The organism is Arthrobacter sp. B1I2, from assembly GCF_030816485.1.
Taxonomy (GTDB): domain Bacteria; phylum Actinomycetota; class Actinomycetes; order Actinomycetales; family Micrococcaceae; genus Arthrobacter.
The window spans coordinates 2,679,884-2,699,475 of sequence record NZ_JAUSYC010000001.1; the positions used below are offsets into that span (position 1 = coordinate 2,679,884).

Below are 19,592 nucleotides of genomic sequence, written 5' to 3' on the forward strand. Positions count from 1 at the left end.
GGCGGGGTATTTTGTAACAGGCGCCTGGCCGCCGTGGTAGTGGAAGTCGGTTGCATCTTTCGTTGAGTACACAATCAGAAACGCGCGCACCTGCCGCAGTACGGGACGAGAAACCCGCCCTCTGGATCTGGATCCAGCTCTTCCTCGACTCGATGTCGTGGGTGGTGGCCATCGGCCTGGCACTGCTGTTGCGGTACGAGATGGGCATCCGCGTGGAACAGTTCGCCGGTGCCTGCCTCATCGCCGCCATCGCTGTGGTGGCACAGATGCTGGCCGGCTACTCCCTCGCCCTCTACCGCGGCCGGTATCCGTTCGGCAGTTTCCAGGAAGCCAGGGCACTCGTTTTCGTCACCGTCATCGTGGCCGCCACCATCACGGCAAGCCTGCTGGTGCTTTACGAAGAGATCAACATCGGCCGCAGCGTTGGCCTGATCGCCTTCCCCTTTGCCTGCCTCTTCATGTGCGCCGCCCGCTACGCCAAACGGCTTTACGTGGAGGGCAGGGCCCGGCCCGGGGACGGGGCACAGAACACGCTGGTTTACGGCGCCGGATTCCTCGGCAACTCGCTGGTGGCCCGGATGCTGCAGGACCCGGATTCCCCGTACTTTCCGGTGGGCCTGGTGGACGACGACCCCGCCAAGAAGCACCTGCGGCTTTCCGGCATCCAGGTCCAGGGCCGGGGCGATGACCTGCCCGCGATCATCCGCCGCACCCGGGCGAAAGTGCTGGTCCTGGCCTTCGCCCACGTGGAGGCCAGTGTGGTCCGCCGCATCTCGGACGCTGTTGCCGGTTTGAACGTGCGCGTCCTGGTCCTGCCTCCGCTGCGTGACATGCTGGGCACCGGCGCACCCGCCGGTTTCTCCGACTTCCGCGATGTGGCAGTCGAGGACTTGATCGGCCGGCGCCCCGTGGACATCGAAGTTGACGAGATCGCCGGCTACATCACGGGCAAGCGGGTGCTGGTCACCGGGGCCGGCGGATCCATCGGTTCGGAGCTCTGCCGGCAGATCGTGCAGTTCCACCCTGCGGAGCTGATCATGCTGGACCATGACGAGACAGGGCTGCAGCAGACCCAGATCTCCATCACCGGCCGGGGGCTGCTGGCCGGCAGGGATACGGTCCTGGCCAACATCCGGGATGGTGATGCGCTGCAGGAAATTTTCGCTGACCGGCAGCCGGAAGTGGTGTTCCATGCCGCAGCCCTTAAACACGCCCCCTTGCTCCAGCAGTACCCGGTGGAGGCCTGGAAGACGAACGTCTGCGGCACCCTGAATGTCCTGCGCGCGGCCCGGCACTCGGGTGTGTCACACTTCGTGAACATCTCCACCGACAAGGCCGCGAACCCCACCACCGCCCTTGGCCATTCCAAGCGTGTTGCCGAAAAGCTGACCGCATGGATGGCCGGCCAGACCGGTCGCAAGTTCGTCTCGGTCCGCTTCGGCAACGTGATGGGCAGCCGCGGTTCGATGCTGCCCCTCTTTACCGAGCAGATCCGTGTTGGCGGTCCCGTCACCGTCACCGACCCCGATGTCACCCGCTTCTTTATGACAATTCCCGAGGCGTGCCAGCTGGTGATCCAGGCCGGGGCCATCGGTAACGGAGGCGACGTCCTGATCCTGGACATGGGCGAACCCGTCCGGATCCTCGACGTGGCACAACGAATGATTGCCATGTCCGGCAAGGACGTGGAAATCATCTACACCGGGCTGCGGCCGGGGGAGAAGCTGCACGAGGAACTGGTGGGCACCGGGGAACTCGACAAGCGCCCCCTGCACCCGAAAATTTCGCACACCCGGGCGACGGAGCAGGATCCGGACAAGCTCGACCTCAACGTCTGGCTGGCGCGCTGCGAGGCAGAACAGGGCCTGAGCATCTCCGACATCCCTGATGACGAGGCCGATGACGCCGGTGAGATCCGGGTGGCGTCATGATCCCCCTGGCTTTGGTGGCTGCAATTACCCTGCTGGCAAGCCTGTTGCTTCCCTTGGCCGTCAAACCCTGGCTGTTCCGGATGGGTGTTGTGGACGTTCCTTCCGCACGGTCATCCCACGTCAAAGTGACCATCCGCGGCATGGGCGTCGCCACAGCGCTGGCCACCGTCATCGGCTATGGGGCGGCGGTGTTGCTGGGTGTCGTCACGGTGGACCGTTCGGTGTCCGCCGTCGTGCTCGGCGTCATTGCCGGGTGCGCCGTCGTCGGCTGGATTGAAGACCTGCGCGGACTGTCCATACGGGGCCGCGCGGCGGCCCAGCTTGGGATCGGTGCCGTCGGGTCCGCCGTGCTGATCGTCCTCACGGAGCAATCGTTCTGGTGGCTGCCCCTGGGCGCCCTGGCAATTGCGGCCTACGTCAACATCGCCAACTTCATGGACGGCGTCAACGGCATTTCGGGTCTTCACGGGGTCACGGCCGGGGGGGCGTACGCGGTGGCGGGGATGCTGTCCGAACAACCCTGGCTGACCGCAGGCGGCGCCGTGCTCGCGATGTCCTTCCTCGGTTTCCTGCCATGGAACCTGGGCCGGAGCTCGGTCTTCCTGGGTGACGTCGGCAGCTACCTGCTGGGAGCCTCGATAGCCGCCCTGGCGGTGGCAGGCTTCCTCGGCGGGGTCTACGTGGAGTACGTTCTGTCGCCGATCCTCGTCTACGCGGCGGACACCGGCTACACCCTGCTGCGCCGGATCAAGGCGGGGGAACGCTGGTACGCCTCACACCGCGAGCACGTCTACCAGCGGCTCACGGACGTGGGCTTCTCCCACCTGCAGTCCGCGGCAGCGGTCACCGTGTGCACCCTGGCCGTGATCATCCTTGGGTTCATTGCTGCCACCGCAGAACTGCCTGTCGTGGCGCTGTGCGTGGCGGGGAGCATGCTGGTACTCGTCCTCTACCTGGCCAGCCCCGACCTGATCCGGCGCTACAGGCGCCGGTCCAAGGTCACACGCCTGCCGGTGACCTAAGGGTGTTCTATCTCGTGTAGAATTTAGGGGCAGCCCAAGCTGCCACTCCACCCCTTGCCTCCTGGTGATCTGCCACGTGGTGACGACGATTGGGATCGAATGACCTCCAACGCCGAGTCCGGACCTGCCTCCGGCAACGGACGCGTTGGCGCCTCCGGTCCCTCACCTTCCTTGTGGCTGGGCCTGCTCAAGCGCAGCTCGATTGCCGCCACGGCCGGGCTGGCGCTGTGTGCCATTCCCGCCGGACTTCTCAACGGAGCAGCCGGCGCCTTTTCCAGTGTCCTCGGTGGCCTGCTGGTCATGCTGTTCTTCGGCATCAGCCTGCTGGTTGGCCACGCCGTGGGACGCCGGAACCCGTCCGGCGCCATTGGGATGTTCGTGGCCACCTATGTGATCAAGGTAGTCGGCTTTGCCGTCATCCTGTTCGTCATCGGCGCTCCGGAATGGCTGCATGCCCGCTGGTTCGTCATCGGCGCAGTGGTTGCCGTTGTCCTTTGGCAGGCCGCGGAGATCCATGGCTTCAGCAAGGCGCGCCTCCAGATCTACAACGATCCAGAAGACAAGGGAGCAACCCATGCGTGACCCGAAGAAGTCCGCCGGCGCCACGCACGGCAAACGTGGATCCAACGGCTCCGCAGCAACTCGTTCCGACGCTTCCATCGATGGCGGCTACAACGCTGGAATGGCTGTATTCAGCTACATCATTGGCGGAATCATCGTCTGGAGTTTGATAGGGTGGGGACTGGATTATCTGTGGGGAACGCGCTGGATTGTGCTCGCAGGCGCTCTGCTCGGAGCCGTCGGAGGTTTCTACCTTTCCCACATGCACGGCCTCACCAGTTCCCGCAAAAATGCTGATGAGCGCCATGCTCCCAGCGCACCGTCCCAGGACGGAGAAGATAATGCCAAATAATTTCACAGGGGGAACAGCAGGCTGTCAGGCTGCCGGACCCCGCCCAACGCCCAATGATGGACACTGCAGAGAGGAAACGCGTTGATCGCGCTTGCGCTCCCGGCCCAAGATTCAGGAGAGTTCACTCCTCCTGGTATTAACGAAATGCATTTGCCGGCAATCCTGCCGTGGGGTGCCGCAGAAGGATTCTCCAAGCAGATGCTGCTGGTCCTCCTCTCTGTCGTCTTTATCGCCGTCTTCTTCGTGCTGGCCGCACGCAAGCAGCAGCTGGTACCCGGCAAGCTCCAGTTCGCCGGAGAAGCCGCCTACGGCTTTGTCCGCAACGGAATCGCCAAGGACATCATTGGCGGCAGGGACTTCATCAAGTATGTGCCCCTGTTGTTCAGCCTGTTCTTCTTCATCCTGGTCAACAACATCTACGGCGCCATCCCGTTCTTCCAGCTCCCCACGTTCTCGCACGTTGGCGGCGCCTATGTACTGGCGGGCATTGTCTACTTCACCTGGATCGCCATCGGCGTCAAGAAGAACGGACTGCGTTACTTCAAGCTGGCCACTGTGCCCTCGGGTGTTCCCTGGTTCATCCTTCCGATCGTGATCCCGATCGAGATCATCTCCAACTTCCTGGTCCGGCCCGTCACGCACAGCCTCCGTCTGTTCGCCACCATGCTCGCCGGCCACCTCATCGTGATGATCGCCGGGTACGGCATCGAGTTCCTCGTCATGCAGGAGAACGTCCTGCTCAAGGGAACCTCCGTCCTGGTCCTGGCAGGTGCCATCGCCATGTACATGCTTGAAGCCCTGATCATGGTCCTGCAGGCGTACGTCTTTACGCTGCTGACCGCGATCTACATCGAAGGCGCCCTGCACGCCGACAGCCACTAGGCCCACGCCTCGCGGAGCCCGGCTCCGGCGGCACTCAAAGAATTCCCCTCGCGGGGATGAAGCAACCCAAACAACCTGCCACATGGGTGGCATCTTGAAAGGAAGAAAAATGGAAGGCAATCTCAACCTCGTAGGTTACGGTCTGTCCGCAATCGGCGGTGGTATCGGTGTTGGCCTCGTATTCGCTGCTTACATCAACGGTGTTGCACGCCAGCCGGAAGCCCAGCGCGTGCTGCAGCCGATCGCATTCCTCGGCCTTGCGCTGACCGAAGCCCTCGCCATCCTCGGCCTGGTCTTCGCCTTCGTTCTCTAGTCCTAGAGCGAAGCGAACTTTCAGAACCGAGTAGAAAAGGACGGGTGAAATATGAATCAGCTGATCATCTCAGCCGCCACTGAGGGTGAGGTCAACCCCCTGGTTCCCAATGTCTGGGAAATGGGCGTTGTCCTCGTGGGCTTTGCCATCCTCATGTTCATCGTGGTCAAGTTCGTTGTCCCGATGTTCGAAAAGACCTTCGCCGAGCGTGCCGAGGCCATCGAAGGCGGCATTGCCAAGGCTGAAAAGGCTCAGGCTGAGGCGTCTGCTGCACTCGAAGAGTACAAGCAGCAGCTGACCGACGCCCGCGCCGAAGCCAACCGCATCCGCGAGGAAGCCCGCGCCGAAGGTGCCCAGATCCTTGCGGATCTGAAGGAGAAGGCAGCTGCAGAGTCTGCCCGCATCACGGCCCAGGCCCATGCCCAGATCGAATCCGAGCGCCAGGCGGCCGTTGTGTCCCTGCGTTCGGAGGTAGGCACCCTGGCCACCACCCTTGCCGGCCGCATCGTCGGTGAAGCGCTGAACGACGACGAGCGCGCAGCACGGGTAGTGGACCGGTTCCTGGCAGATCTGGAGACCCAGAGCGCAGGTGCAGCTAAGTAATGGCAGGCGTATCGAGCGAATCGCTGGCAGCAGGGCTGGCAGAGTTGGAAGCAAAGCTACCGACGGCGTCACTGCAGCTGGCAAAGGAACTCTTCGGAATTCTGGGAATGGTGGACAGCTCGGCTGGCTTGCGCCGCGCCCTGACTGACCCGTCCCGCAACGGTGACGAAAAGTCGGCGCTGGTCAGGCAGCTGGTTGGCGGAAAAGTCTCCGCTGATGCTGCAGAGATTGCGGGCGGACTGGCCAGCTCACGCTGGGCAACTGCCCGGGATGTCGGCGATGCGCTCGAGACTCTTGCCGCAACGGTGGTCATTTCCGTTGCTGAAAACAAGTCGGCCGTTTCTGCCTCCGGAATCACTGGCCTGGAAGAACTGGAAAACGATCTGTTCTCCTTCAACCAGGCTGTTGCCTCCAGCCACGAGGTACAACGTGCTCTGTCCGAACCACAGGCCAGCGCTTCGGCAAAGGCTGCCCTTGCGGAAAAGCTGGTGCCTGCCGCAAGCGAGGAAGCCAAAGTCCTCATCAGGCAGGCCGTCACCCAGCCCCGCGGCATCAAGCCCACCCGGCTGGTGCAGCGGTTCGCCGAGCTGGCGGCAAAGCGGCAGCAGCGCTGGATTGCAACGGTCAGCGTGACCCGTCCTTTGACGCAGACGCAGCTTGAACGCCTCCAGGCGGCCCTGAATGCGCTGTACGGACGGGAACTGAAGGTCAACATCAACGTTGACCCGGCACTCATTGGCGGCATCCGCGTCCAGGTTGGTGACGAAGTGCTCGACGCTTCGGTCCTCACCCGGCTGGGCCAATTGCAGCGCCAGCTGGCCGGCTAGCCGGACAAGCACAACCCAACTGATAGAAACCCCGGTCACCGGCAACGGTGATCACAAAACAGGAGAGCAGGGACTGCAGATGGCCGAATTGACCATCAACGCCGACGACGTCCGTAATGCGCTGAACGAGTTCGCGGCGTCCTACGAACCCGGAAACGCAGAACGCGTAGAGGTCGGCCGCGTAACCACCGCTGGTGACGGCATCGCACGTGTTGAGGGCCTTCCCTCGGTCATGGCGAACGAGCTGCTTCGCTTTGAGGACGGCACGCTGGGCCTGGCCCAGAACCTCGATGTCCGCGAAATCGGCGTCATCATCCTCGGCGACTTCACCGGCATTGAAGAAGGCCAGGAAGTCCACCGCACCGGACAGGTTTTGTCCGTTCCCGTGGGCGACGCCTTCCTCGGCCGTGTTGTTGACCCGCTGGGCATGCCCATCGACGACCTCGGCGAGATCAAGGCCGAGACCACCCGCGCCCTGGAGCTCCAGGCTCCCGGCGTAACCCAGCGCAAGTCTGTGCACGAACCGATGCAGACCGGGCTCAAGGCCATCGACGCCATGATCCCGATCGGCCGCGGCCAGCGCCAGCTCATCATTGGTGACCGCCAGACCGGCAAGTCCGCCATCGCGATCGACACCATCATCAACCAGAAGGCCAACTGGGCTACGGGCGATGTGACCAAGCAGGTGCGCTGCATCTACGTGGCAATCGGGCAGAAGGCGTCCACCATTGCCGCCATCCGCCAGACCCTCGAGGACAACGGCGCACTGGAGTACACCACCATCGTGGCGTCTCCCGCTTCCGACCCCGCGGGCTTCAAGTACCTGGCACCGTACGCCGGCTCGGCCATCGGCCAGCACTGGATGTACGGCGGCAAGCACGTCCTCATCGTGTTCGATGACCTGTCCAAGCAGGCTGAAGCCTACCGTGCCGTATCGCTGCTGCTGCGCCGCCCGCCGGGCCGCGAAGCCTACCCCGGCGACGTCTTCTACTTGCACTCCCGCCTGCTGGAGCGTTGTGCAAAGCTGTCCGACGAACTGGGAGCCGGCTCCATGACTGGCCTGCCGCTGATCGAGACCAAGGCGAACGATGTTTCTGCCTACATCCCGACCAACGTCATCTCCATCACCGATGGCCAGATCTTCCTCCAGTCTGACCTCTTCAACGCCAACCAGCGCCCTGCTGTTGACGTGGGTGTGTCTGTGTCCCGCGTGGGCGGCGCCGCACAGGTGAAGTCCATGAAGAAGGTCTCCGGTACGTTGAAGCTGGACCTGGCCCAGTACCGCGACATGCAGGCATTCGCCATGTTCGCTTCTGACCTTGACGCCGCATCACGCCAGCAGCTGACCCGTGGCGCCCGCCTGATGGAACTGCTCAAGCAGGGCCAGTACTCGCCGTTCCCGGTGGAGAACCAGGTTGTGTCCATCTGGGCAGGTACCAACGGCTACCTGGACGACGTGCCGGTTGAGGACATCAGCCGCTTCGAGTCCGAGTTCCTGGAGCACCTGGCGCACAAGTCCTCGATCCTCACTACGCTGGCCCAGACCAACGTGCTGGACGACGACACCGCAGCAGCTCTGAAGTCTGCCATCGTGGCCTTCAAGAAGGGCTTCTTCGGCGAGGGAGACAACCACTTGGTAGGCGCCGGCCACGAGGAGCATGAAGCTATCTCCGAGGGCGAAGTCGACCAGGAAAAGATCGTCAAGCAGAAGCGCTAGTTCCACTGACCGGTGCGCCGGGCCCACGGGCCCGGCGCACCGGTCAGGGAATGTTAGGAAAGGATAAGTATGGGAGCCCAGATTCGGGTCTACCGCCAGAAGATCAGCTCGACCACGTCGATGCGCAAGATCTTCAAGGCGATGGAACTGATCGCTACCTCGCGCATCGGCAAGGCCCGTGCGCGCGTAGCAGCTTCACTGCCTTACGCGAACGCGATTACACGCGCCGTTTCTGCTGTCGCAAGCCAAAGCGAAATCGACCACCCGCTGACCACCGAGCCGGAGCAAATCCGCCGCGCTGCCGTCCTGGTAATCACTTCGGACCGTGGCCTGGCTGGATCGTACTCCGCTAGCGTGCTCAAGCAGGTGGAGGGTCTCAATGAGCTGCTCCACGCCGAAGGCAAGGAAGTCAAGACGTACCTCGTCGGACGCAAGGCGCAGGCCTACTACGAATTCCGGAACCGTGAATACTCGCGGGTCTGGACCGGAAGCACCGACGCACCCGAGTTCATCACCGCCCGTGAAATCGGCGAGGCGCTGCTGGCAGATTTCGCTACGGACTTCGAAGAGGGCGGCGTGGACGAAATCCATGTTGTCTACACCCGCTTCAAGTCCATGGTCACCCAGGAGCCCACGGTCATCCGCCTGCTCCCGCTTGAAGTTGTGGAAGAACAGGCCACTTCTGAATCTGACCTGTTGCCGCTGTACGAGTTCGAGCCGGAAACAGAGCGCGTTCTTGACGCTTTGCTCCCGCGCTACATCGAGTCACGCATCTTCGCGGCCATGCTGCAGGCAGCGGCTTCCGAGCTCGCTGCACGCCAGCGGGCCATGAAGTCCGCCGGCGACAACGCGACGGACCTGATCAAGAAGTACACGCGTCTGCGCAACACGGCCCGCCAGGCTGAGATTACGCAGGAGCTTTCCGAGATTGTTGCCGGCGCCGACGCCCTCGCGTCCTAGCTTGCAACCAGCCCGGATTCCGCAGCACCTGCACCACCACAGATAAACTTAAACCCACGCCATCTACTGAGTGAAGTGAGAGAGATGACTGCCACTGCTACCGAACACGTAGCCGCAACGTCCGGTGCTACCGGCCGCATTGCGCGCGTAATCGGCCCGGTTGTCGACGTCGAATTCCCGGCCGACGCAATTCCGTCCATCTACAACGCCCTCACCACCGAGATTACTCTCAACGGTGAAACCAAGACCATCACCTTCGAAGTTGCGCTGCACCTCGGCGACAACCTCATCCGCGCGATCTCGCTGCAGGCGACCGACGGCCTGGTCCGCGGCACCAACGTGGTGGACACCGGTGCCCCGATCTCCGTGCCGGTCGGCGACGGCGTCAAGGGCCACATCTTTAACGTCCTTGGCCAGCCCCTGGACGTCAAAGAGTCGGAGCTGGACATCAGCGAACGCTGGCCCATCCACCGCAAGGCACCGAGCTTCGCTTCGCTCGAAGGCTCCACCGAGATGCTGGAAACCGGCATCAAGGTCATCGACCTCCTCACCCCCTACATCAAGGGTGGAAAGATCGGCCTGTTCGGCGGCGCCGGCGTGGGCAAGACCGTGCTGATCCAGGAAATGATCACCCGCGTGGCCCGCAACTTCGGCGGTACTTCGGTATTCGCCGGTGTGGGTGAGCGTACCCGTGAGGGCAACGACCTCTGGGTTGAAATGGAAGAGGCAGGCGTCCTCAAGGACACCGCCCTTGTATTCGGCCAGATGGATGAGCCGCCGGGAACGCGCCTGCGCGTGGCACTGTCCGCGCTGACCATGGCGGAGTACTTCCGCGATGTCCAGAACCAGGACGTGCTGCTCTTCATCGACAACATCTTCCGCTTCACCCAGGCCGGTTCGGAGGTGTCCACCCTGTTGGGCCGCATGCCTTCTGCCGTGGGCTATCAGCCCAACCTGGCCGATGAGATGGGCCTCCTGCAGGAGCGCATCACGTCCACCAAGGGCCACTCCATCACCTCGATGCAGGCCATCTACGTTCCCGCAGATGACTACACGGACCCGGCTCCGGCGACGACCTTCGCACACCTCGACGCGACCACGGAACTTTCCCGTGAAATCGCCTCCCGTGGTCTGTACCCGGCCGTTGACCCGCTGACGTCCACGTCCCGCATCCTGGACCCCCAGTACATCGGCAAGGACCACTACACCACGGCTGTCCGTGTGAAGCAGATCCTGCAGAAGAACAAGGAACTCCAGGACATCATCGCCATCCTCGGCGTCGATGAACTCTCCGAAGAGGACAAGATCGTCGTGTCGCGTGCACGCCGCATCCAGCAGTTCCTCTCGCAGAACACCTACACCGCCAAGCAGTTCACCGGCGTCGAGGGCTCCACGGTTTCCATCAAGGACACCGTTGAAGGCTTCACCGCCATCTGCGACGGCGAGCTCGACCACATCGCGGAGCAGGCGTTCTTCAACGTCGGCGGCCTCGATGACGTTGAGCGCCAGTGGGCCAAGATCCAGGAACAGACCAAGTAATATGGCTGAGCTTGAGGTTGAGATTGTCGCAGCGGACCACTTCGTGTGGTCCGGAGCGGCCAAGATGGTCAAGGCCCGCACCAGCGATGGTGAAATCGGAATCCTGCCCGGCCACTCGCCCCTGCTGGCGATCCTGGCCGAGGGTGAACTGGCCATCCAGCCGGTGTCCGGGGACCGTATTGCGGTAGATGTGGACGGTGGCTTCTTCTCCGTTGACAACAACCGCGTGGTGATCGTTGCTGACAACGCCCAGCTGGGCGGCTCGGCTACCGCTGGGATCCGCTAGCACGACCTTGATGGACGCACCGGGTATTCCGTTCATCGCACTGGCAATCGCGTTCGGATTGCTGATCTTTGCACTGTGCCTTTCGGGGGTACGCCGCTTCAACCTGCGGCGTGCCCTCGGCACGGTGGACGCCTCCATTTGCGTTGCTGGAAACAGCTGGCAGATGGGGGTTTGTCGTTATCAGGACAACGACCTTGAATGGTTCAGGCTTATTTCCCTAAGCGTCCGCCCCAAGTACACGTTCAAACGAAGTTCGCTGGAGCTCCTGGGCCGCCGGAAACCAACGGAGGCCGAGGCCGTAAAGGTCCAGCCGGACGTGGTGATCGTCGAACTCCGGTATGAGGGGCAGGACCTGCACCTTGCCATGAAGTTCGACGCATACACGGGTCTTTCATCCTGGCTGGAAGCGGGTCCGGTGATAGGCGTAGGGACCTGGCGCTAGCCGACGTGGATTGGCTTTCAGACATCCGGCTTACGGACGGTCCTCTGTACGGAACCGTTCTGGTATTGGGCATAGGCGGCGCAGCCTACCTCCTGGTGCCACCTTGGCGCGCCTCCATGGCGCCGGTGCACCGGCGCCGGGCCTGGGCGGTCCGCATCCTCACGGCTGCGGCAACGGCCTTCGCCCTGGTGGGCACGGCCCACTGGGCAGTCATCAACATTTTCACTGTCTTCCCCGAGGACCTGCCGGATGCTGTGCTGCTGTGGCTGGTGCCCGCTGTTGCGGCTGTCCTCCTTGGCCTGCTCCGGCTGCCCCGGACCAGCTGGGGCGCCCGCGGGGGAGGTATCCTCGCCGCGCTGCTGGTGGTACTTCTCTCAGCGCTTCAAATCAACGCCTACTTTGGCCTCAACAGGACCGTCAGCGACCTGCTGGGCACCGCCCAGGCCCGGATACCGGCGCTTGAGCAGGACCGCATGCGCCACCCCGGTGAACCAGACGGTGTGCCGCTCCAGGGCTGGAAGCCGGAGGGGGAGCTGCCGGCCGGGGGAGTTCTGCGGAAGTCCGGGATCCCGGGAGCGACGTCCGGGATGAACACCCGCGACGCCTACATCTATCTTCCGCCGGCGTACTTCGCGGCCAACCGGCCTGCATTGCCGGTACTGGTCCTGGTGGGCCGGCCAGCCGGGCGGCCCGGCGGACTGGCTCACCGGCGGTGCAATCCGAGGCCATATGGATTCCTTTGCCGCGGCACACGGTGGCGTATCCCCGGTGGTGGTCATCCCGGATCCCAACGGTTCGCAGTCCGCCAACACCATGTGCATGGACAGCCGCATTGCCAACGCGGACACCTACCTCTCGCAGGACGTGCCGCAGTGGATCAGTTCCACGCTGGCGGTGGACACCAACCACAGCCACTGGGCCGTGGGTGGCTTCTCCTTCGGGGGGACGTGCGCCGTGCAGATGGGAACCAGGCATCCCGACATCTACGCCGACGTGCTTGCGTTTTCCAGCGAGGCCGAACCCGCCATTGCCAAGGAACGGCAGAAGACCATTGACGCCGCATTCCCCGGAAACCCTGATGAATTCACTAAGCAGACGCCACTGGAGATCATGAAACACCAACGGTTTGAGTCCAGTGGCATGTACCTCACTGCAGGCCAGAACGATCCCGAATTCGTGGGGAACCTCCGAACGTTGGCCACTGCCGCGGAGGCTGCCGGCTTCACGGTGCGGGCACACGAGGTGGAGCACACCGGACACTCCTGGGATACCTCGTCCAAGCGGTTCGCGGATGCGCTGCAGTTCCTTGGCAGCCGATGGGGGCTGCAGTGGTGAGCACCAGGAACCCTGACCGCACCGTGACCCTGATGTGGGCCGCCGTCGGACGCCCGGCGGTCCGGCAGGCACTGCTGTCGCTGAAATCCATGCCCTTCACCCTGGGCGTGCTTGTTGCCTTCCTTGCGGCCGGTGCCTTGACCGGAAGCTTCCTCGAGGGGCCGCCGGAGCAGCTTCTGGGCCTCGCCTCCGTCAGCGGTCCGGGCCTGCGCGGCGGGCAGTGGTGGTCGCTGTTCACCAGCCTCTTCTTCGCCACCAATCCGCTCGCCTACCTCGCGGCGTCGCTGATGATCGTCATGTTGCTGGGCCTGGCGGAGCGCAGGCTGGGGCGGCGCGCCGCCGTCGGGCTGTTCCTGGGCGGGCAGTTCGCGGCCGTGACGGTGTTCCTCCTGGTGACCCAGCTGGCAGGGTACGTGGGTGACGGCTGGCTGGACCGGATGGTGGATGACAGGCTCATCGGCCCTTACGCCCCGGTGCTGACGGCGGGACTTGCCGCCAGTGCCAGGATCACGCTGCTGTGGCAGCGCCGGCTGCGCACGGCGGTGTTGTCCATTTCCCTCCTCCTGGTCCTGTACGTCGGGCACGCCGAAACGGTCATTGGCCTCATCGGCGCCCTCCTTGGCCTCCTTGCGGGCTGGTGGATCCAGGGGGACCAGGGGCGGCTGCACCGTCACCGGTCCACCGGCCGCGAGACCAGGAACCTCCTGGCCCTGACGGTTGCCGTGTTTGCCGTGGGTCCCATCCTGACCGGCATCACGCGCGCGCCCACCGGCCCGCTGGCCCTGCTCCGCGACGTCGTGCTGAGTCCCATGCCCACGCTCGGCCAACTCGTCTTCAACTGCGGTGCCACGGTTGACGCCTCCTGCCTGGAAACGGGAAGGGCGGGATTCGCCGGACCCTTCGGCCTGGCGCTGGCAGTGGTGCCGGTCATCCTGCTGCTGATCTGCGCCGACGGCATGCGCCGGGGCCGCCGGCTGGCCCTCAACATTGCCCTGGCCATCCAGCTGGCCGTCACGGCACTGGCTGCCGTCTACCTTGCCCTCTTCGCCCTGGTTCCATCGCGCCTGCAGGGGACGCATGCAACGCCCCTGTCCTCGGCCTTCGCCCACGTGCTTCCGCTCGTGGTTGTCCCATTGCTGCTGGCGGTCATCCTGTGGCTCAACCGCCGCCAGTTCCGCGTGCAGACCCGTCCGGGCGCCCGCCGGGTACTCGCGGTGGTGGTCTGCGGAACGTGGCTGGTCCTGGCCACTTCCTACGCCGTGGCCTGGTTCTGGTCCGGCGGGCTGTCCCGTGACGGCGGGCTGCTGGGCCTCTTCGCCGAGTTGGCCCGGCAGTACGTTCCGGTGCCCATTCCGCAGCAGTTCCGCCGGGTCTTCCCGGAGCACGACAGCGCGGAAGCACTGCTGTTTGCCTACTCGGGTCCGGTGTTCTGGCTCGTCGCCCTGGTTGCGGTGTGGTGGGTGCTGGTGGGTCGGCACCACGGCCTCCATTTCGGGCGGCAGGACCGCGACCGCGCGCGGGAGCTGCTCCACCAGGGCGGCGGCCCGCTGTCCTGGATGGCACTGTGGGAGCCCAACACGTACTGGTTCAGCCCGGACGGGGCAGGCGCCATGGCATTCCAACAGCATGGAACCGTTGCCCTGACCCTGGGCGGTGCGTTCGGCGACCGCCAGGCGGAGCAGCGGGTGACCGAAGGGTTCCTGGACTACTGCCGCAACCACGCACTGATCCCCGCGCTGTATTCCTGCGACGACACCATGTGGCCGGTACTGAGGGAACGGGGATTTTCCCGCGTGGCCGTCGCCCAGGAGACCCGGCTGGTGCTGAGCGAGCTTGAGTTCAAGGGCAAGGAATGGCAGAACGTCAGGACCGCGCTGAACCGCGCGGCGAAGCTGGGAGTCCACGCGGTCTGGGGTTCCTACCATTCCCTGCCCGCGGCGCTGCGGTCACGGCTGAGCGAAGTGTCCGAGGAATGGGCGGCCGGCAAATCGGTTCCGGAAATGGGCTTCACGCTGGGGGGAGTGGACGAGCTCGACGACGACGAAGTCCTCTGCTGCCTGGCCGTGGACGGCAACGGCGCGGTTCACGGCGTGACCAGCTGGCTGCCCGTATATGACGGCGGCCGGCTGGTGAGCCGGACGCTTGACGTCATGCGCCGCGGCAGTGAAGGATTCCCGGGGGTGATGGAATTCCTGATTGCCTCTGCAGTGCTGGAGTTGCGGGATTCCGTGGACGTAATCTCCCTGTCGGGCTCGCCGCTGGCCTCCCGTCCCGAAGCGCTGCCGGAGCGGGTCACCGGCGCAGATGACATGGAGGCGGGAGCGGGAGACCAGGGATACGAAGAGGCCGGCACCGATGAGGGAGCGCAGAACCTCGTGAGGATCCTGGACCTGGTAGGCCACGCGCTGGAGCCGGTCTATGGCTTCCGGTCCCTGGCGGCCTTTAAATCCCGGTTCAAGCCGGAATACCGGGCCCTCTACCTGTACTATCAGGACCCGCTGCACCTGCCTGCCATCGGCAGGGCCCTGACCCGTGCCTACCTCCCCGGGCTTTCCCTGGCGCAGGGCGCCCGGCTGGTCCGCAAACTGGTGACGTGAGGCCCGCATTTACGCATACTTTGTTTTATAACCCCGGAAAGTCGTATTTCCGTGGCAATAATTACGGCACAGAAATGGTCCCCGGCATTTCTGCCGGGGACCATTTATTTCGCTGACAGCCGTTAAGCGGCCGGGCAGTACCTAGACCAGAGTTACGCCGGTAGCCTGGGGGCCCTTGGCGCCCTGGCCGATTTCGAACTGAACGCGCTGGTTCTCGTCGAGGGTCTTGAAGCCGCCGGTCTGGATCTCGGAGTAGTGAACGAAGACATCGCCATCCGAGTCATCCGGGGTGATGAAGCCGAAGCCCTTTTCAGCGTTGAACCACTTCACAGTTCCCTGTGCCATTTATTTCTCCTCATTGTGGAACTTTTAGGACCGGCACACCTCGTGCCGACCTTGGTCACTCCGCGAGAAGAATCCTGGATTGCCGTGCCCCGATAAGAGGTCCGGCGCTGCAGGAGCTTCGCGCTCGCAACATGTCTTGCGAGCATGAAAAACACCTACACAAAGACTGAGATAAGAATTTCATGCCCGTTCCCGCAGGTCAACGGCCCGCACAATAAAAATTAGGTAAAAACCCGGTGACTCTGAAGGCCGCAGCTAAAAGCATGCCATTCGTAAGCGTGAAGCACCGGAAGGGAATATCTAGAAGAGACGCGATTCGCTGTCGTCCACCCCGCGCATTGCGTCGTAGTCCAGGGTCACGCAGTCGATCCCGCGGTCGTTGGCCAGCACTTTGGCCTGTGGCTTGATCTGCTGGGCCGCAAAAATGCCGCGGACCGGTGCCAGCAGGGGGTCGCGGTTGAGCAGTTCGAGGTATCGGGTCAGCTGCTCCACGCCGTCTATGTCCCCCCGGCGCTTGAGTTCAATGGCCACCGTGGCACCGTCGGCGTCCCGCGCCAGGATGTCCACGGGGCCGATTGCAGTGAAGTATTCGCGCCTGATGAGGGAGTAGCCCTGGCCCAGCGTTTCGATCTGTTCGGCCAGCAGGCGCTGCAGGTCCGCTTCCACACCGTCTTTGATCAGTCCGGGGTCCACGCCGAGGTCGTGGGAGGACTCACTGAGTTTGTCGTGGATGTTGATGATGAGCCGGTCATCGGTCTTGGCCGACTGCACGGTCCACTGCTCCACCACCCCAAGTTCGAGGTCCACTTCATCCGGAGACGAAACCCGGAGTGTGGCAGGGGGGCTCATCCAGTTCAGCGGCTTGTAGGAACCGCCGTCGGAATGCACCAGCACGGAGCCGTCGGCCTTGACCAGCAGGAGCCGGGTGGCGAGGGGGAGATGGGCTTTGAGCCGGCCAACGTAATCAACGGAGCAATGGGCTATGACAAGTCGCACGCCGTACAGACTATCGCGTGGGCGCGGCAGGCCATGCCCGACGGCGGGACGTCCGGTGCAGCGGCAGGGCACCAGAAAGCGGGCCGGGTGAGGGGACGGGCTGGGGCAGAATGGATACATGCCACGTTCCAACCGTCCCCGCCGTCCCGCTTCCGGCAGGGGTCCCGCTTCCGGCAGGGGAGCAGGAGGGAAGAGGAGCGGCGAGGTTCCCGAGCTGGACCTGGAACGGGCAAGGGCCGGAATCGCCCGCCGGGAGAGCGCCCCCGACGGGGAGTGGATGGTCCGGACCATGACGGCCAAAAACGCCGGCAAGACCTACATCTGCCCTGAATGCTCCACCGCCGTGCTGCCCGGCGTCGCACACCTGGTGGTGTGGAAGGACCACCACCTTTTTGGCGCGGCCGCCGGCCTGGCCGAACGGCGGCACTGGCACACCAACTGCTGGATGACGCGCAGCTACCGCTACCGCTGACTGGCGGCCGCGCAGCTTCCCGCCACACCGACCGGAAGCCGCGGCGCCGCTGCATGGAACATCGATGCCCCTGCTGTCGCTAAGCTGGCAGGCATGACTTTTGATCCGGCGTCGTACGAATTCACCCAGGCCCGGGGCCCCGCTCCCATCCGCGCCTCCACCGTCCTGCCCGCCCGCCGCGAGAACATCGAGCTGCAGACGGAGGACGGCCATACGCTGGTGGGGGAGCTGGCGCTGCCCGAATCAGGTCCGGTCAGGGCCACGCTGATCACGCTCCACCCGCTGCCGACGCACGGCGGCTTCATGGATTCGCACGTCTTCCGCAAGGCCTCCTTCCGCCTGCCGGCGCTGGCGGGCATCGCGGTGCTGCGCTTCAACACCCGGGGTACCGCCTCTCCCCACGGCACCAGCAGCGGCGCCTTCGAGGAAGGGATTGGGGAACGGTATGACGTGGAGGCGGCCGTGCGTTTCGCCGTCGAGCGGGGCCTGCCCAACCGCTGGCTGGTGGGCTGGTCGTTCGGGACTGAACTGGCGCTGATGTACGGCGCCCTGGAGCCGGTGGCCGCGCAGATCGAGGGGGCGGTGCTGCTGTCGCCGCCGCTGCACCGCGCCACGGACAAACACCTGCAGCTCTGGGCCGAATCGGGCAAGCCCCTTACTGTCCTGGTGCCGGAGCACGACGACTTCCTGCAGCCGGCCGAGGCGGCTGCCCGGTTCAGCCTGGTGCCGCAGGCCCGCGTGGTGGCTGTGGCCGGGGCCAAGCACCTGTGGGTGGGGGAGAAGTACGCTGCGCGGGTCCTGAACGACGTCGTTGCGCAGGTCATTCCCGACCAGGCCGGGGTCCCGCTGCCGCAGGAATGGGACGGCCCGACGGCGGCTGCCGGCGCGTAGGGCGGGGGGCGTTTAGTGCTGGTCCTGCCGGACGATGTAGATCTCCCGGAGCAGCAGCAGGACAGCGGCCGCGGTGGGGATGGCGATGAGCGCCCCGAGCACGCCCAGCAGGCTGCCGCCGGCGATGACGGAGATCACCGCCACCGCACCGGGCACGGCCACTGCCTTCTGCATGACGCGGGGTGAGATGAAGTAGGCCTCGAACTGCAGGTAGGCGAAGTAGCAGATGGCGTAGATGGCCGCTGCCTGCCAGCCCTGGGTGAGGGACACGAGGATCACCACAACGCCCGCGATCATGCCGCCCACCAAGGGAATGAAGGCGAGCAGGACCACCACGAACGCCAGGAGCAGCGCAAACGGGATGCCCACGATGGACATCACCACGAAGGCAAACGTGGCGTTGAGCAGGGCCACGCAGGCCTGGCCGATCACGTAGTTTCCCACTGACCGGGTGATCTCCTCCGACAGGGCGGCCACCCGCGTCCGGCGGGAGCGCGGTGCCAGCCTGTAGCCCCACTTCTTCATGGCCGGGAGCGCCGCCAGGAAGTACAGGCTCAGCACCAGGACGATCAGGGTGCCAAAGAGCCCGTTGGCCACGGTGGAGCCAAATCCCACCACGCCGCCGAAAATGCCACCCACCGCCGCGGGGTCGTTGACGAACTTCTCCAGTTCCTCGGTAATGCGGTCGCGCACGCCGAACTGGTCATCGAGGCTGCGGAAGAAGTCCGAGTCCATGAAAGTGCGCACCCATTCCGGGGCCTGCCGCACGATTTCCGATACCTGTTCAACGATCGTGGGGATGAGCGTGGCGAAAAATCCGACGACGGCTCCCATCAGGACGGCCACCGAGACCAGGATGCCGGCGGGCCGGGGGATCTTCCTGGTCTCAAGCCAGCCCACCACCGGCTCCAGCCCCAGCGCGATGAACAGTGCCGCCACGATCCACAACAGCAGCTGCGTGGTGTGTGAACCGATCCAGTAGACCAGCAGAGCCAGTCCCACGCCCACTGTTCCCATGAACCCCATGTACAGCGGATGCTGTGGGGACATGCGCGGGCCCGGATGCCCGAACTGCGGCTCCTCGTCACCGCCGTGGTCCGTCTCGGAGACCTGTCCGGTGTATTCCGGGGGCATCTCGAACCGAAGCCTGGGCTGCGCCCCGGGCAAGGGCTGGCGGAGCCTCCGAACCACGTGGCCCAGGGCAGCCGCGGCAGTACCCCTGCGGTGCGCTGCTGCCGCCATCCCGAGGGGTGGCAGCGGCGCAGGGACCGGGCCCCTGGAATCACCGGGATTTCCGGCTGCGGCCGAGGACGGGTCCGTCTTGTCAGTCACTGGTTTGGGGGCCTGTTCCGTGCGTGGCTCCGCCTTTGCGGGCCGGTGTGATGATCATCGCAAACACTATCAGCAGGCTTGTCACCACGAGCCGAAGCCACTGCCTGGAGGTCTGCGGGAAAGGAGGTTGACGGCCAAAAAGGGGCCCGTGGTAACAGAAAGGTTACTATTGAGGGCAAACCCCCGCTG

At 64.4% G+C, this 19,592-nt stretch carries 19 protein-coding genes and 1 pseudogene; 17 read left to right on the forward strand and 3 right to left on the reverse strand.

The window, feature by feature from the left end:
• Positions 1-62: 62 nt before the first annotated feature.
• From QFZ57_RS12505 to QFZ57_RS12580, 15 genes and pseudogenes are all read left to right on the forward strand, one after another.
• Complete coding sequence (locus tag QFZ57_RS12505) at positions 63-1,931, forward strand: polysaccharide biosynthesis protein (protein WP_306630738.1); 1,869 nt, start codon at positions 63-65, stop codon at positions 1,929-1,931.
• Positions 1,928-2,953 carry an MraY family glycosyltransferase gene (locus QFZ57_RS12510; protein WP_306900506.1) on the forward strand — a complete coding sequence of 342 codons (1,026 nt, stop codon included), beginning with the start codon at positions 1,928-1,930 and terminating at the stop codon, positions 2,951-2,953. The genes QFZ57_RS12505 and QFZ57_RS12510 overlap by 4 nt, the downstream gene beginning before the upstream one ends.
• A gap of 99 nt (positions 2,954-3,052) precedes the next feature.
• On the forward strand, positions 3,053-3,535 hold the full coding sequence (locus QFZ57_RS12515) for a hypothetical protein (protein ID WP_306630740.1): 483 nt from the start codon (positions 3,053-3,055) through the stop codon (positions 3,533-3,535).
• Positions 3,528-3,866: an AtpZ/AtpI family protein gene (locus QFZ57_RS12520; RefSeq protein WP_306900507.1), complete on the forward strand. Its 339-nt coding sequence runs from the start codon at positions 3,528-3,530 to the stop codon at positions 3,864-3,866. Before QFZ57_RS12515 ends, QFZ57_RS12520 begins: the two co-directional genes overlap by 8 nt.
• Positions 3,867-3,947: 81 nt before the next feature.
• Positions 3,948-4,748, forward strand: coding sequence for a F0F1 ATP synthase subunit A (atpB, locus tag QFZ57_RS12525; RefSeq protein WP_306630742.1), 801 nt, complete (start codon positions 3,948-3,950; stop codon positions 4,746-4,748).
• Positions 4,749-4,857: 109 nt separating this feature from the next.
• Positions 4,858-5,061 carry an ATP synthase F0 subunit C gene (gene atpE, locus QFZ57_RS12530; RefSeq protein ID WP_009356484.1) on the forward strand — a complete coding sequence of 68 codons (204 nt, stop codon included), beginning with the start codon at positions 4,858-4,860 and terminating at the stop codon, positions 5,059-5,061.
• Positions 5,062-5,112: 51 nt separating this feature from the next.
• Positions 5,113-5,664 carry a F0F1 ATP synthase subunit B gene (locus tag QFZ57_RS12535; RefSeq protein ID WP_306630743.1) on the forward strand — a complete coding sequence of 184 codons (552 nt, stop codon included), beginning with the start codon at positions 5,113-5,115 and terminating at the stop codon, positions 5,662-5,664.
• Entirely contained in the window at positions 5,664-6,491 is an 828-nt protein-coding gene (locus QFZ57_RS12540; protein ID WP_306900508.1) for a F0F1 ATP synthase subunit delta, read from the forward strand. Before QFZ57_RS12535 ends, QFZ57_RS12540 begins: the two co-directional genes overlap by 1 nt.
• Positions 6,492-6,570: 79 nt before the next feature.
• On the forward strand, positions 6,571-8,208 hold the full coding sequence (gene atpA, locus QFZ57_RS12545) for a F0F1 ATP synthase subunit alpha (protein ID WP_306630745.1): 1,638 nt from the start codon (positions 6,571-6,573) through the stop codon (positions 8,206-8,208).
• Positions 8,209-8,277: 69 nt separating this feature from the next.
• A complete protein-coding gene (locus tag QFZ57_RS12550) occupies positions 8,278-9,168 on the forward strand; it encodes a F0F1 ATP synthase subunit gamma (protein WP_306630746.1) in 891 nt (296 codons plus the stop codon).
• An 84-nt stretch (positions 9,169-9,252) separates the two neighbouring features.
• Positions 9,253-10,707 carry a F0F1 ATP synthase subunit beta gene (gene atpD / locus QFZ57_RS12555; protein ID WP_306630747.1) on the forward strand — a complete coding sequence of 485 codons (1,455 nt, stop codon included), beginning with the start codon at positions 9,253-9,255 and terminating at the stop codon, positions 10,705-10,707.
• Position 10,708: 1 nt separating this feature from the next.
• Positions 10,709-10,993 (forward strand): F0F1 ATP synthase subunit epsilon, encoded by a 285-nt coding sequence (locus QFZ57_RS12560; protein WP_018760117.1) that lies wholly within the window; start codon positions 10,709-10,711, stop codon positions 10,991-10,993.
• A gap of 10 nt (positions 10,994-11,003) precedes the next feature.
• Positions 11,004-11,435, forward strand: a complete 432-nt coding sequence (locus QFZ57_RS12565; protein WP_306630748.1) for a DUF2550 domain-containing protein — start codon at positions 11,004-11,006, stop codon at positions 11,433-11,435.
• 5 nt (positions 11,436-11,440) lie between these two features.
• Positions 11,441-12,770: pseudogene (locus QFZ57_RS21620) on the forward strand (alpha/beta hydrolase).
• Entirely contained in the window at positions 12,752-15,367 is a 2,616-nt protein-coding gene (locus QFZ57_RS12580; RefSeq protein WP_373461240.1) for a phosphatidylglycerol lysyltransferase domain-containing protein, read from the forward strand. Before QFZ57_RS21620 ends, QFZ57_RS12580 begins: the two are co-directional and overlap by 19 nt.
• A 141-nt stretch (positions 15,368-15,508) precedes the next feature.
• On the opposite strand, the gene QFZ57_RS12585 is transcribed toward QFZ57_RS12580, so the two are convergent.
• Both QFZ57_RS12585 and nucS read right to left on the reverse strand, forming a co-directional pair.
• Positions 15,509-15,712: a cold-shock protein gene (locus QFZ57_RS12585; protein ID WP_011692441.1), complete on the reverse strand. Its 204-nt coding sequence runs from the start codon at positions 15,710-15,712 to the stop codon at positions 15,509-15,511.
• A gap of 300 nt (positions 15,713-16,012) precedes the next feature.
• Positions 16,013-16,708, reverse strand: coding sequence for an endonuclease NucS (nucS, locus tag QFZ57_RS12590; RefSeq protein ID WP_306630750.1), 696 nt, complete (start codon positions 16,706-16,708; stop codon positions 16,013-16,015).
• A gap of 118 nt (positions 16,709-16,826) precedes the next feature.
• Here nucS and QFZ57_RS12595 point away from each other — a divergent pair, with 118 nt between their 5' ends.
• Entirely contained in the window at positions 16,827-17,180 is a 354-nt protein-coding gene (locus QFZ57_RS12595) for an ATP/GTP-binding protein (RefSeq protein WP_306900511.1), read from the forward strand.
• A 93-nt stretch (positions 17,181-17,273) separates the two neighbouring features.
• Positions 17,274-18,071: an alpha/beta hydrolase gene (locus QFZ57_RS12600; protein WP_306900512.1), complete on the forward strand. Its 798-nt coding sequence runs from the start codon at positions 17,274-17,276 to the stop codon at positions 18,069-18,071.
• 12 nt (positions 18,072-18,083) lie between these two features.
• On the opposite strand, the gene QFZ57_RS12605 is transcribed toward QFZ57_RS12600, so the two are convergent.
• Positions 18,084-19,403: an AI-2E family transporter gene (locus QFZ57_RS12605; RefSeq protein ID WP_306900513.1), complete on the reverse strand. Its 1,320-nt coding sequence runs from the start codon at positions 19,401-19,403 to the stop codon at positions 18,084-18,086.
• Positions 19,404-19,592 lie beyond the last annotated feature (189 nt).

Excerpts from the sequence above, each read along its gene's own strand:
- QFZ57_RS12510 (WP_306900506.1), top strand. The coding sequence starts at position 1,928 with ATGATCCCCCTGGCTTTGGTGGCTGCAATTACCCTGCTGGCAAGCCTG.
- QFZ57_RS12515 (WP_306630740.1), top strand. The coding sequence starts at position 3,053 with ATGACCTCCAACGCCGAGTCCGGACCTGCCTCCGGCAACGGACGCGTT.
- QFZ57_RS12520 (WP_306900507.1), top strand. The coding sequence starts at position 3,528 with ATGCGTGACCCGAAGAAGTCCGCCGGCGCCACGCACGGCAAACGTGGA.
- atpE (WP_009356484.1), top strand. The coding sequence starts at position 4,858 with ATGGAAGGCAATCTCAACCTCGTAGGTTACGGTCTGTCCGCAATCGGC.
- QFZ57_RS12535 (WP_306630743.1), top strand. The coding sequence starts at position 5,113 with ATGAATCAGCTGATCATCTCAGCCGCCACTGAGGGTGAGGTCAACCCC.
- QFZ57_RS12540 (WP_306900508.1), top strand. The coding sequence starts at position 5,664 with ATGGCAGGCGTATCGAGCGAATCGCTGGCAGCAGGGCTGGCAGAGTTG.
- atpA (WP_306630745.1), top strand. The coding sequence starts at position 6,571 with ATGGCCGAATTGACCATCAACGCCGACGACGTCCGTAATGCGCTGAAC.
- QFZ57_RS12550 (WP_306630746.1), top strand. The coding sequence starts at position 8,278 with ATGGGAGCCCAGATTCGGGTCTACCGCCAGAAGATCAGCTCGACCACG.
- atpD (WP_306630747.1), top strand. The coding sequence starts at position 9,253 with ATGACTGCCACTGCTACCGAACACGTAGCCGCAACGTCCGGTGCTACC.
- QFZ57_RS12560 (WP_018760117.1), top strand. The coding sequence starts at position 10,709 with ATGGCTGAGCTTGAGGTTGAGATTGTCGCAGCGGACCACTTCGTGTGG.
- QFZ57_RS12565 (WP_306630748.1), top strand. The coding sequence starts at position 11,004 with ATGGACGCACCGGGTATTCCGTTCATCGCACTGGCAATCGCGTTCGGA.
- QFZ57_RS12580 (WP_373461240.1), top strand. The coding sequence starts at position 12,752 with ATGGGGGCTGCAGTGGTGAGCACCAGGAACCCTGACCGCACCGTGACC.
- QFZ57_RS12585 (WP_011692441.1), bottom strand. The coding sequence starts at position 15,712 with ATGGCACAGGGAACTGTGAAGTGGTTCAACGCTGAAAAGGGCTTCGGC.
- QFZ57_RS12595 (WP_306900511.1), top strand. The coding sequence starts at position 16,827 with ATGCCACGTTCCAACCGTCCCCGCCGTCCCGCTTCCGGCAGGGGTCCC.
- QFZ57_RS12600 (WP_306900512.1), top strand. The coding sequence starts at position 17,274 with ATGACTTTTGATCCGGCGTCGTACGAATTCACCCAGGCCCGGGGCCCC.